Origin of the sequence: Pseudolactococcus piscium (assembly GCF_002441695.1) — a bacterium.
Lineage (GTDB): Bacteria > Bacillota > Bacilli > Lactobacillales > Streptococcaceae > Pseudolactococcus > Pseudolactococcus piscium.
Genome location: NZ_JXJW01000013.1, coordinates 67,906 through 81,917, shown reverse-complemented (window position 1 = coordinate 81,917; position 14,012 = coordinate 67,906). Strand labels below are relative to the sequence as shown.

Genomic DNA, 14,012 nt, shown 5'->3' with positions numbered 1-14,012 from the left:
CTATTTCCCACACAATTTGACAAAGAGCCTAAAAAAACGCCTGCCACAATTGACAAACGTTGATTTAATTAAGCTTTATTTGCTGAATTTAGCATCTCACAAATGAAGATACTCAATATTTCTTAAAGTAATAAACATGAGCTATTTTATCGCATAATTCTACTCTAGAAATTTTTAATGCTTCTCAATATCACTCACAATAAAGTGGCAAGAATCTACTTGTGACAGATTAAAATTTAAGTACAAGTGATTATTTTCTATTCCTCTTTTATTAGACTTTTAACCCCCCCCCCCGTTACTTCCAAAGACTGTAAATTTCGGTTCTTTTTGTAAATGTCTCTCTCCCTCCATAATGTCTACAACTTTCTTTTGAATCTCTTTATCTTTTCTAGTGTGTAAGTGAAAATCCGCTCGAACCCATTGCGTTCCATGTTTAAACATTGATGGTATCCTAAAATCTTAGAGGCGATATTGTATAATTTATACAGAAGGAAGAAATGATGCAAAAACGATACTCAAAAGATTTTAAAGAAACAATTGTTGACTTATACCAAACAGGTCAATCAGTAGCTCATCTAGCTAAAGAATATGGTATATTTCCTGCAACCATCTATAAATGGATTGACCGCTATTCAAAGTCTAATGACAACTCAATATCAAAATCTGACTATCTTGAATTAAAAAGACAGCTAGCACAGGTTAAAGAGGAACAAGATATCTTACAAAAGTATTGACCATATTCGCAGAGAAAAAGAATTGAGTGCTGTGGATATGACGCAAACAATACAAATTTTAGCACTCAATATCAGATTAAGTTGTCAATTACTTGGTGTTCCAGAGTTAAGTTATTATAAACGAATCAATCATCCCCGTCTAAAACCCAATTGAGACGTCAAGAGTTATCCTTGAAGATTAGTCAGCTATTCAAAGAGAATCGAGCTATCTATGGTGCACCTAAAATTCATCAACTGTTTACTTAAGTAGGGAGAAAAAATTGGCATAAAACGTGTTCAAAAATTGATGAAGGAGCTCTCTTTGAAGTCTATCGTTACTAAAAAATTTAAACCAACAGATACTTCAGGGGACACCATTGACCGTCAAAATATGGTGTTAACTGAACCTATAGCGAAGAACAGGTCTGGTCAACTGACATTACTTATATCTCAATTAGCAAAGGCTGGTGCTACCTCTCAACCATTATGGACCGCTATACTAAACAAATTATTACTTGGGATTTAGACAAACATATGACTGTTAAGTTAGTCCAACGTACCTTGAAGAAAGCTATTGCGTCTCAAGGAGAGACGAGCTCAATTATCTTGCATTCTGATCAGGGAAGTCAATATACAAGCAATGAATGTCAAACGTTACTTGAGGATCATGGCATGGACATTTAAAGAGAGAATGGACTTACCAATTTAAGAGAATTTATACTATTCGTACTCTAAGAACTTGACGTATGTCACATCTTTCATCCCCTCTTTCTATTGCTTTTCAAACTTAAGACTACCAAAATTTTTTGCCAATATTTCTTAAATATTCTAGATGAAATATTGTAAAAGAACTAATTCCACTCACGTATGTAGGTCAACAAATCTTTCTCATTCAGATCCCAAAAATGAAATTTTTGTTCATCATATCCTCTCGCAATTGCATTATACATTTTTAGATTAATTTTATTTTTTTGCACCAAATAACATATTTCTTTGAGGTGCTTTTGAGATACACCTACCACTTTAAAATTACTATTATTTCCTAAATACCTTTTATAAAAGTCATTCGCAAAATATTTACTTTCAAAAATATAAATACAATTCAAATGAGAATTTTGTTTTAGCAAATTTTTTCCTCCCTTATCCATCATCATCCAGAAGGGGTCTCCTATTGTATTATAATCAGGTGAAAGATAGTCTTCATTTTGACCACTTATAAAACGATTGAATTCGTTATATTTAAGTAAACTAATTCCTTGCCATATCGCAACTTTCTTCCCGCCATATTGGAACTCGCTTTCTGCCGAAATAAATATACCATTAATATTCCCCACATGTTCCAGCTTATATGAAAAATCTCTAAGACTAGCAACATTTATAGGATATTTCCAATTTTTACACTCTATTGCTACTCTATAATTTGTACCAAAATGCTCATATTCATATATTATATCGAATTGATTATCTGTTCCATCATCACCAATTAAATGCACATCTCTTTCAATCTTCGCGTTAATTCGTTCATTCTCAGAAATCAATTTATATAAATTTTCTATAATTATTTCAAACTCATCACCCTTGTCTTTTGAGCTTTTTTTCATATCAATTCTCCCGATAGTAATATTCTAGTATTTTTTTTGAATCAATATCATAAAGGGCAACTTGTCCATCATTCGGTTGTTCAAATTCCGGGAGAACTATTCCAAGTTGAGCCGTATATTCTTGCGCTTCCAATATTTTTACCAAGGATTTTAATTGAGTCTGAGAAAGTCCAAAAACTTGTGCTTTTAAATCATTCACTTTATTCCTTGTATCACAAACCTGTTTTGCTTGTCTTTTAGAAAGAAAAAGAGGGATTTTATTTTCAAATTGAATATAATTTCCATTTGTTTTTTCAACTTCCCTTTGTTTAGATACTTCCATTAAAATCCAGAAAGGGTCTCCTATAATATTATCATCAGGTAACATCACTTGTATAGCTTTCACAAGACTTTTCCGAATTGCATCCATCAAGTCAAATTCTTTAAGTTCAATACTACAGTTATTTGCCTGTTCAATTAGTCGTTTCGAAATATTGCACTCTTCGTAATATATAATTCCTTTCGCTTTAAACTTTAGATCTTGTAGTACCGTGTAAAACTCCCAAATATCATTCTCTATTAATTTTCTTTCAGGAATCGTTTTCATAATAGTTATTTCTCTATTATTCATTTGTCTAAATTCAAGATATATATCAACAGTATGTAACATCTTTTTTCCCTGTATATTATAATTTTCAAATAACCTTGGAGAAATCAAATTTTCAGTGTTGAATCGACTTCTATATGAAGAAGCTATATTTTTTAATAATCCAGGATTTTCTACCATAATTTATTTTTTACCTCGTTACCTTACAATTCAAAACAACTATTGTTCATAAAGAGCAAATTGACTTCTTCTTTTTCTTTTAGACATATTAAACCTTCCCATCATCATCAAATTCAGACAGCAAAAACGAAGGAAGAATTTCCCCCTCTAGATTCCTCTGTTTGTTACTCTCCTCTGCAATTATGGCTAAATAGAGTAAAATAATTAACTCTCGACAAGTTTTCAATAAATAAAGAGATATTTTCTGAAAAGAAGACATAGATATGATAGTATCTAAAAGATCTGTCAATTCTTCGTCATTTAAAATAAATATATCATTTACAATCTTCAAACATGTATATTCTATAGTATTTCTCAAAACATATGCTCTATTTAATATTAGATCTAAAAATTCGCTAAAATCTTTAATTGGTTTAGGAGATAAATCCTTCTTCATCCAAAATAGTGCCCTAAGTATCAGATTTTTTGAAATGTTTCTCTTAATTTTCTAGTGTTTTTCTCATTCAAAATTTTTCCAAAATCAACTTCATTGTCATTAAGACCTAAATTATAATAATCATTCAAAAAATAGTCTATTCTATCAAAAACTGAATAACAACCTCTAAAGGAAGCTTTCATTCGTTCTATACCCAGTCCATAATCAGAATAATCTAGTATATTTACAAGCTTAACATGTTTATCTGAAAAATGTTAAGCTGTATATTCTTTCAAACATCATAACCCTTGCTGAACAACACTTCCAATATCTAACATTGTTTAAATATTCTCGTTTTTCTGAATTTTCCACCTCACAAATAAGGATACACAATATTTCTAAGACTGAGAAATAAAAGTTATGTTTCGAATACTTCTATTTAAAAATTTTTCAATAGTTCTAAATATTACTCACAGTAGTTTGCCAATATTTATCCTGCAACAAAATCAATTATCCAGCCAAGTTTTTTTGATTTCTTGAATATCTAAATCAACCCATGCTTGCTTCCAAAGTTCAAAATAAGAAATATCATTTGATGACGGTTCCAAGTCACATCGGTCTATCTGAACTACTGAGGGTAATGTTACTGCATCTCCTATAAGCAAACACTCTCCTGAACGTAATGAAGGAATTTTATCCACTAATCCTCCTAGAGTATCTGGAAGTAATCGTTTCACATAATTTTGATCACTAGGATTGGTCAACCTGAGTGCCATAAAATTACTACATTGTGAAAAAATCGTTTCTGATATTTCCGAAGGTCGTTGGCTAGCTAGCAACAGAGATATTCCATATTTCCTACCCTCTTTCGCAATCCGTTCAATTGATTGCCGTGAAGCCCTATACTTAGCTAAATCACTGTTAGGAACATATTTATGAGCTTCCTCGTAAACTAGTAGTAAAGGGACATCATTATTACAAGATTCATTAGGGTTATTATCTAGCCGAAGTCGTTTATAATAATATCCGTATTCAAACATGATACGAGATACTAAAGACACTGTTATACTTAACACCTCAAAAGGAACACCACTCAAATCAAGAATCGTAACATTCGATTTATCACCACCATATCCTAACAACTGTGATATTACATCTTCAAAACTGGTTTTTTTAGCCCTATCTCCTAATAAAAATTCTAATCTTTTATCGTTTATTTTACTCTCTAACCTACTAATATAATTTGAAAGTTTTCCATTAAGTGGTCCTGCCTTCGGTTTGCTAGCTCCAGGTACCATCTCCTTATTCTTATCTTCTGCCATAGTCAATACATCTTTGATTTCAAAAAATACTGGCGAACCAAAATGAAGGGTTTCCCTACTCTTTTCATCCCTACAATTATTTTTTTTACTATCAATTATCGATTTTTTAAAAATATTTCTCTGATTATGATCACTACCTTCTGTATCCAAAAAAAGCTCCTGAAGTTCATCACTGCTTAAGAGCCAGTATGGCAAAGTTAAGTTTGAAACATCAATCATGTTAGCTTCTGGAAAAGCTGTCTTATATTCTGAATGTATATCAAAAATAATAATATGTGAATTATTCAAACCATCATATTCTCTATCTTTAGCCTTTACTGCTTCCTGAATTATTTTGGCAACAGAATGAGACTTCCCTGAACCTGTTGAGCCGATTACCGCTATATGCTTGTTAAAAAATTTATTCCCATTAACTGGTACCGATATGTTTTGATTTGTAGCTAGTTTTGAAAATGTAAATTTTTCTTTCGCTTCGAGAGATTCATCAAATATTTTTTGAATTTCTTCCTGCCGGGCTGGTTCAACTGATTTTGGAGGAATAGCGATAGTATCTCCACCACGTTCAAACTTACCCTCTCTAATCATTCCAAGTGGTTTTGCTTCTATGATGTATTTTCTTTTCGGAATGTCGCTAACTTCTATTGTGAAATTTTCAATAATTGCAATTAATACCGCAGCTTCTGTATCAGCAATTCTTAAATATGATCCAACCTTCAATTTCTCATCAACAATTTGAAAATTTTCTAAATCATCAACGGAAACTCTTACCTTATCAGGAAATACTGCAATTACCTCAGCATTAATTTCTCTCTCTGCCATTTTCTCTTCACCTATATAATTTCTAATATGTCACTGACGGATTTAATTGGTATTTTATTATGTTCGTGTAAAGAACAACTATAGAAAGGTTCATTAATATAAAATTGAAAAATTTTTCTAGTATTGGTTGTTCTATTTAATATATTTTCAATATCATCTACATCGTTTATTATTTTCATTTTTATTTGATTATGACAGTCAGAGTCTATCAATATAGATTCCAAATCAAAATCAGCACCTTTAAAATTGAATCCATCAATAAAATTAACACCATCTGCCCTAAGCATTTGTTTTACTTGTATTAATTTATTTTCATCAATTCCATAAAGATAGATATACGGACAAAAGGAGTCTTTTTCTCTTTTAGATATTCTACTAAGTTTACTAGAGATATTAATAATCATCTGTTTCAAAGCTAAGTTATTCGTTTTGTGACCACACTCAACAAGTATGAATCTAGTATTTGGTGATAAGTTAAATTCACTAAAATATTTTTTTTTCATGAGTTTAAGAAACTTATCTCTACCTATAAATTCTAGATACCAATTATTAAATAACTCCTGTTTATTTGAAATGTTATGCAAAAAGTCTTTCTTACTAATTTTTCGATCCTCAATTTGTGCATTCATCGATTTTTCTTTAGTTAATCTCAAAGCATTATTATAATAAAACTCAGCATCCGAATCATCACAGGCAAAAATTTTCTTAATTTCTTCAAATATCTCTTTATTTTGTACGTCATACTCAGGAGCTTTAATATTAACAGTTAATCGTTGTAAAAATATACTTAGTTGTTCATCTGATAATTTTAATTCTTTATATATTTCATACTTTATTTTATCTTTTTTTCTTGTTAAAAACATTTTTTTTAAAAATTCAACATCAATTATTCTTTCTAACTTCTCTTGTCCACTCTGATAATGACCGTAAATCTTGTATTTATAATTATTGGACTGATTATCTTTAAAATGTTTAATCATCCAGATTATAGGATCCTTTAGGATTGAATGGTTATACTCTGTCCCAGCATAATATTTACATTGAACAGCAGTTTCTTCAGATGCTGTACGTATATCTACATCTTCAATACCTTCTATAATCACAATATCCTCTTCATTTTCACATTTTAATATCTGCAAAATATAATAATCAAACTGGTAAAAGTACCCTTTTATAGTATTGATGGCTGTTCTATCTGTCATTTAAACACCTCTTCCAAAATAAATTATTAGGTTTTATTTTTACCCTTTGATTTAGCCCCAAAATATAACATCTAATTTTGATAGCGCAAACATTTAACTTAATTTTATCATATTAATTGATATTTGTACGATGTTTACTAAAAGACATGTACGAACCATTCAACGTAAAAAACCTACTACACCAAGTATAGCAGACTACTCCATTACTTTTTTATGGCAAACTAATATACTCCATTCTATCAGTATCAATTTTTTTTTCAACAAAATTGACAACCTGAACTTGACCATCTAAATTTTTGATATCTCTATACATACCAGTTCCTGTACTATCTTTTTCTTGATATTTCACATCAAATGATGAGGGGATTTCCGAAACAGAGATGTCCGTTGAGGCTTGTGCACCATCTCCAACTGGATCATTAAAATATATCATTATGAATCATCTCCTCTCATCATAAAACTTTTTTTAATATAGTAAAAAGCGTTGCATTCACTTGAATCACCAGATTCGTCTGAAGTCTTTTTCTGTTTTCTGCTATTATAAACTAACTCAACAGATTCATCAGTACTTATTTCTAGTTTATGGTGAGCTTTATCACGTTCCAGTTTTCTTTTTTATCATGATCAATTTTTGATTGATAAAAATAAGCATCACCTGATATAACTACAATAAGAATTACTCTAAGCATTGATCCAATACTTTTTTATTTTAGTTTTCATTTCGTCTACATTTTAAAATAGCTACCATATTTTCTCTTTATATACTTTGCATAAGATATTTAAAATCCATCTAGCATGGGCTCTTTCTACTACGTTGTAAGTAGTAGAAAATGTAAATATAAAAAACGCCTGCCACAAGTGACAAACGTTGATTTATTTATACTTTAAAACTTAATTATGCTTTGTTTGCTCACAATCTAAGATTGCTTCGCAGAAATTAATTAAGCTTTGTTTGCTGAACCGAAAACTTCGATACGTTCTTCAACTGAAGCAGTAATTGCATCGAAACCAGGTTTCAAGAATTTACGTGGGTCGAAGATTTTTTTCTTCATGTATTCAGCTTCGTTAGCGTTAAATACTGCTACGAATTCGCGAGTTGCTTTTGCAAAAGCAAGTTGACACTCAGTGTTAACGTTGATTTTAGCAACACCGTTAGCGATTGCTTCGCGGATTTGATCGTCAGGGATTCCTGAACCACCGTGTAATACGATCGGTACATTTTTGCCCATAGCAGCGATAAGCGCTTCGTTTAATTTAGTCAAGTGGTCGATGTGAAGACCTTTCCAGTTTTCTGGGTAAGGTCCGTGGATGTTACCGATACCAGCTGCAAGGAAGTCAACGCCAAGTTTAGCCATTGCTACTGCATCTTCGATTGGTGCAAGTTCGCCTTCACCAACGATACCGTCTTCTTCACCACCGATAGAGCCAACTTCACACTCAACTGAAATGCCTTTAGCGTGTGCTTTAGCGATAACTTCTTCAGCAAGTTTGAGGTTTTCTTCGATTGGAAGATGCGAACCGTCAAACATCAATGAAGAGTAACCAACTTCGATACATTCCAAAGCGTCTTCGAAATGACCGTGGTCAAGGTGGATAGATACAGGTACAGTGATGTTCATTGATTCTACAAGAGTTTCAACGAGTAATTTACACATTTTGTAACCACCCATGTATTTAGCCGCACCCATAGAAGTTTGGATAAGTACTGGTGTTTTCTTAGCTTCTGCTGCGCGCAAGATAGCTTGAGTCCACTCCAAGTTGTTTGTATTGAAACCACCAATTGCGTACCCGTTGTCACGAGCGGCTTGAATGAATTTTTCTGCTGAAACGATTGCCATTTTTTAATTTCCTCCAAAATTTATTTAACGTGTTAATTATACCACTTTGTGAAGCATTATTCTAGTTTTTACTGTACTTATTTTTATTTTATCTTATTGGATAAAAATTATCTAAGATCGTTTTCACCGTTTGTCCCTTGTAACGATTGGCATAGCAGCCTCATGCTTAACAAAAAAAACTTGTTCGCCTACTAAGTAGCTAACGCACAAGTTTTTAATATATAGCTTATTTTATTTCAATTCGATTAATAAATCTTGTGTCGCAATCGCTTCCGATGCCTTGACATAGATTTTCTTAATTTCACCATCAGCTGGCGACTCAATCGTTGTTTCCATCTTCATGGCTTCGGTTACCATAAGTGGTTGCCCCTTAACAACTTTCTCATCAGCTTCAACCAGTATGGTAACAACGGATCCTGGCATCGTTGCCCCAATATGATGACGATTACTTGGCTCTGCTTTTTCTTTGACTGCAGTCATCGATTTAACAGACGTGTCTTTGATGACCACTTCCCGTCGTTGACCGTTCAGGTTAAAGAAGAGTGTTCTATTGCCTTCATTATCTGGCTCAGAAATACTATCCAAATGGATTAATAAAGTCTTACCTTTTTCAATCTCAACTGAAATTTTCTCACCAACACGCATCCCATTAAAGAAAGTCGGTGTATCAAGCAAGGTCACACTGCCAAATTCATTTTGCATCTTTTGGTAGTCCAAGAAGACCTGTGGATATAGAATATAACTCAAGACTTCATGACGACCTGGTGTATAGCCTAACTTCTCAGTTAACTCTGCAGTGACAGCCTCAAAACTAACAGCTGGTGCATGTAAGCCTGGACGATCTGTGAAAAATGGCTTATCTTTGAGAATAATCTTTTTCAATTTCTCTGGGAAGCCACCTACTGGTTGACCTAGGTCACCTGCAAAAAAGCTGATGACTGATTCAGGGAAGTTAAGTGTATCTCCCTTTTCATAAATATCATCTTCACTCAAATCATTTTGAACCATAAACAAGGCCATATCACCAACAACTTTAGAAGATGGTGTGACTTTGATGATATCACCAAACATCATGTTAACTGTATGATACATCACCTTGACCTCGTCAAAGCGCAAACCAAGGCCTACAGCAGCTGCTTGTGACTGAAGGTTGGTATATTGCCCACCAGGCATTTCATGGCTGTAAACTTCCGTTTGCGGGCTTGTAAGGCCTTTTTCAAATGGTGTATAGAACTTACGGACATCTTCCCAGTAATGGTTGATCTGCGTTGCATTATCAACGTCTAGCTCTGGTGTCCTCTCGCCATTTTTAAGGGCATAGTAAACTGATGTCATACTTGGTTGACTTGTGCCTGATGATAGGGCAGATGCCGCAACATCGATGATGTCAACGCCTGCAGCGACGGCTGCAGAATAAATCATCACGCCATTTCCGGCAGTATCATGTGTATGGAGATGGAGTGGAATATCAATCGTCTCTTTTAACTCAGATATCAAGCGATAGGCTGCTTGCGGCTTAAGAATACCTGCCATATCCTTGATTGCTAAGATATGAGCACCCGTTGCTTGCAGCTCTTTAGCCAAGTCTTTATAGTACTTGATATTATATTTTTGACGGTCATTATCTAAGATATCACCGGTATAGCACATCGTTGCTTCAACCAATTTCCCTGTATCACGGACTGCTTGGATAGATTTTTCCATCTGTGGTAACCAGTTTAATGAGTCAAAGATACGAAAGACATCCATGCCTTCATGCGCTGCAACTTTAATGAATTCCTCGATCACGTTGTCTGGATAATTTTGATAGCCGACCGCATTAGAGCCGCGGAATAACATCTGGAACATAGTATTTGGCATCAACTTACGTAGTTCACGTAGGCGATACCATGGGCTTTCATTTAAGAAACGGTAGGCGACGTCAAATGTAGCGCCTCCCCACATTTCTGATGAAAATAGATTAGGTAAGCCTTGATCAATCGAACTTGCGACTTTTTTCATATCTTGCAAACGCATCCGTGTTGCAAGTAGACTTTGATGGGCATCACGTAGTGTCGTATCTGTCAGTAAGACTTCCTTACGAGACTTGACGTAGGCCACAACAGCATCAGCACCTTGATTATCTAGGATATTTTTAGTTGTGAGCGTCTCTATCTTTTTAACTTTTGGATAGCGTGTTTCATCAAAGTAGGGTTTAGAAACCTTACTGATACCAGGGAAGCCATTTACCGTGATATTGGCAACGTATTTCATTGTTTTATTCCCGCGGTCACGTAGGCGTGGGAAGTTATACAGCTCAGTCGTACTATCGATGAAAGTCGTTTTTGCGTTACCAGCAACAAATTCTGGATGATTCAACACATTTCTCAAGAAAGGAATATTTGTTTTCACGCCACGAATTCGGAACTCACGTAAACAACGATCCATTTTTAAGATACTAGCACTGAAGTCAGTTGCTTGCGTAATGACTTTAACTAACAGACTATCAAAGTAAGGCGTTACTTCATAACCAGAATAGGCATTGCCGACATCTAGTCGGACACCAAACCCACCTGGAGAGCGGTAAGTGTCGATAATCCCAGTATCAGGTAAGAAATTATTCTCTGGATCTTCTGTTGTAATCCGACATTGGATTGCTGACCCTAATAAAGGCATATCTGCTTGTAATGGAATCTTGATATCTTGATGCAGGTTTGCACCTTCAGAAATCAGGATTTGTGCCTGAACGATGTCGATACCAGTAACTGCTTCTGTAATTGTATGTTCCACCTGAACACGTGGATTGACCTCGATAAAGTAAAATTCATTATCTTTTACTAGGAACTCAACTGTCCCTGCATTGACATAGCCAACGTGTTTACAGAGTTGGACTGCTGCATCACAGATACGCATGCGCAATTCATCTGACATCCCAACACTCGGTGCAACCTCGATCACTTTTTGATTGCGGCGTTGGACAGAACAGTCACGCTCATAAAGATGGACAACATTACCATGTGAGTCACCGAGTATTTGTACTTCGATGTGTTTCGGATCTGTAATGTATTTTTCAACATAAATTTCATCCGAGCCAAAAGCAGACTTAGCCTCAGAAGCTGCACGTACATAGCCATCACGCGCTTCAGCTTCATTATGGGCGACACGCATACCACGGCCACCGCCGCCAAGCGCAGCTTTGATCATGACAGGGTAGCCAAAGGTACGACCGAAGTCTAAAGCACCTTCTAGGTCAACTGGCCCTTCAGTACCTGGGATTGACCCGACACCAGCAGCAACAGATGCTTCTTTAGCCTTGATTTTGTCACCAAAAATATCCAGATGGTGTAAGGTTGGGCCCACAAAAATCAAGCCTGCTGCTTCGACTTTACGAGCAAAGTCAATATTTTCTGATAGCAAGCCATAGCCTGGGTGAATCGCTTCTGCACCTGATTCTAAGGCAATGCGCACGATATCATCACTATCCAAGTAAGCGTCAATCGGTTTTTTACCTTCACCGACCATGTAGGCTTCATCTGCTTTAAATCGGTGAACAGAATACTCATCTTCCTTAGCATAAATTGCGACGGTTGAAATACCCAACTCACTACAGGCACGGAAAACACGGATTGCGATTTCACCACGGTTAGCAACTAATAGTTTTTTCATTTATAAAACCTTTCAATTTTTACAAAAATAAAAGATAGCCTAAAGCGGCTCCTTTTAAAACTGTTTCTGCAATCAAGTGTCACATGCTTAACCCTTGATGTCACCTATACTAATCAATACTTCATTTCTTTTGCTTGATAACGCCTACTAGGACTTACTAAGCGAGATGTCTGATAACTCAGACAGATCATATTTTGATGTGATTTCTGCTAACTCTCGCCGTTTTTCATCAGCAGAAATATTAAGAACAAATCCGATACCTACCGATAAAATCAGGAGTGAATTCCCCCCTTGACTTAGAAATGGGAAGGTAACACCTGTAGAGGGGATCAACCCCGCAATACCGCCAATATTAACCAGTACTTGGGCAAAAAAGATCCCGCCGACACCAATCGACATCATGCTATTAAACGGATCTTTAGCACGAATGCCAACCATAAAAATACGCATGATGAGAAAGAAAATCAAGCCTAAAATAATCATACCACCAATCAACCCTAATTCTTCCATCACAATCGCAAATACGAAGTCAGTGTGGGCCTCGGGTAAGTAGCCTTTTTTCTCAATAGAATTACCTAATCCTCGACCAAACCACCCCCCATTTGACATAGCGTAATAGCCGTTAATCATTTGGTGACCTGAATCACTACTGTCCTGAAATGGATTTGCAAAAGCAATAAAGCGTTTATTCACATAGGTAATCGAACCAAAAATACTAGGAATAATATTGCCACCGGTAATTTTTAAAATTGCTAAAGCGATGAGTGAAAAGATACCAAATATCTTTAAGAAACCTGTTGTCCAGCGATAAGAAATACCACTTGTTGCCAAAACGATTGCTGAACTAATCAATATCAGAAGGGCATTCCCCATGTCTGGCATGACAACAACCGCACCCACCATTAAGACCATCCAGAGACGCCAACCGCTGATGAAATTGACGAAAAATTGATTGCGATCAAACAGGGCATTGATATCATGCGCTCTAATTTTCTTCTGTTTTGCTGCAAAAGTTGCTGCTAAGAACCAGACAGAAACGAGTTTCAAATACTCAGCAGGTTGAATGGTACCAATCCCTGGAACAGGAATCCAACCATGGGCGCCATTAATTGGTGGGGCTAGAAACCTGGCGATAAATAACAAGGCTAGCATAATCGGAATTAAGATGCCAAACCACCCACGTGATCTGAGTTTATCTACCTTCATCTTATAGATCATGGCGATCATCACCAAGGAAAAAACAAAGAAGATAGTCTGGTTTCTAAATAGCTGATAAGGTGGTAAACCTAATTCAATTTGGTGCGGTACTGTTGTTGAGAAGACGATAATAAGACCCAATACAGATAAAATCAGATAGGGGATTAAAATCGAGTAGTTTAAAAAATGTCTTTTATTAAGTTCTTTCATTTGTTCTTTTTTAAGTCACTCATGTGACCTATTCCTTTGCTATATACCCATAGCAGTCACGATTTCGCCTTGTGCGATGACTGACGCTACTTTTGTTTCAATGTCGTTACTTATTTTTCCAGATATATTTTGAAAACACCTTCAAAATCACAAGCAATCCTATTTAATGATACCATCACATGCTAACCTTATTGGCTAACTTGATGTCACAAGTTGATAGATGTTTAACCTTAATTATATCATTTTTCAAAATAAAAAAAAGAAAGTAGTTGAAATTTTCTAAC

8 protein-coding genes and 2 pseudogenes are annotated in these 14,012 nt (G+C 35.0%); 1 reads left to right on the top strand and 9 read right to left on the bottom strand.

Annotated elements, in window-relative coordinates; genetic code table 11:
* Nucleotides 1-500 precede the first annotated feature (500 nt).
* Nucleotides 501-1,423 (top strand): annotated as a pseudogene (locus tag RU86_RS07405) (IS3 family transposase); the annotation flags it as partial.
* Nucleotides 1,424-1,564: 141 nt separating this feature from the next.
* Here RU86_RS07405 and RU86_RS07400 read toward each other — a convergent pair.
* The 9 genes and pseudogenes from RU86_RS07400 to RU86_RS07360 all read right to left on the bottom strand — a co-directional run bounded on the left by RU86_RS07400 (nt 1,565) and on the right by RU86_RS07360 (nt 13,728).
* On the bottom strand, nt 1,565-2,314 hold the full coding sequence (locus tag RU86_RS07400) for a restriction endonuclease (RefSeq protein ID WP_096814756.1): 750 nt from the start codon (nt 2,312-2,314) through the stop codon (nt 1,565-1,567).
* Between the two features lies 1 nt (nt 2,315).
* The gene (locus RU86_RS07395) at nt 2,316-3,080 is read right to left on the bottom strand and encodes a hypothetical protein (protein ID WP_096814755.1); all 765 of its coding nucleotides are present in this window, start codon (nt 3,078-3,080) and stop codon (nt 2,316-2,318) included.
* Nucleotides 3,081-3,168: 88 nt separating this feature from the next.
* Nucleotides 3,169-3,713 (bottom strand): annotated as a pseudogene (locus RU86_RS12335) (LA2681 family HEPN domain-containing protein).
* 288 nt (nt 3,714-4,001) lie between these two features.
* Nucleotides 4,002-5,636, bottom strand: coding sequence for an ATP-binding protein (locus tag RU86_RS07385; RefSeq protein WP_096814753.1), 1,635 nt, complete (start codon nt 5,634-5,636; stop codon nt 4,002-4,004).
* Between the two features lie 11 nt (nt 5,637-5,647).
* Nucleotides 5,648-6,838 (bottom strand): DUF4297 family anti-phage-associated protein, encoded by a 1,191-nt coding sequence (locus RU86_RS07380; protein WP_096814752.1) that lies wholly within the window; start codon nt 6,836-6,838, stop codon nt 5,648-5,650.
* Between the two features lie 211 nt (nt 6,839-7,049).
* Entirely contained in the window at nt 7,050-7,271 is a 222-nt protein-coding gene (locus RU86_RS07375; protein ID WP_096814751.1) for a hypothetical protein, read from the bottom strand.
* 508 nt (nt 7,272-7,779) lie between these two features.
* On the bottom strand, nt 7,780-8,676 hold the full coding sequence (locus RU86_RS07370; RefSeq protein WP_047915974.1) for a class II fructose-bisphosphate aldolase: 897 nt from the start codon (nt 8,674-8,676) through the stop codon (nt 7,780-7,782).
* A 231-nt stretch (nt 8,677-8,907) separates the two neighbouring features.
* Nucleotides 8,908-12,321, bottom strand: coding sequence for a pyruvate carboxylase (locus RU86_RS07365; RefSeq protein WP_096814750.1), 3,414 nt, complete (start codon nt 12,319-12,321; stop codon nt 8,908-8,910).
* A 147-nt stretch (nt 12,322-12,468) separates the two neighbouring features.
* Complete coding sequence (locus RU86_RS07360) at nt 12,469-13,728, bottom strand: FtsW/RodA/SpoVE family cell cycle protein (RefSeq protein ID WP_096814749.1); 1,260 nt, start codon at nt 13,726-13,728, stop codon at nt 12,469-12,471.
* Nucleotides 13,729-14,012: the final 284 nt, after the last annotated feature.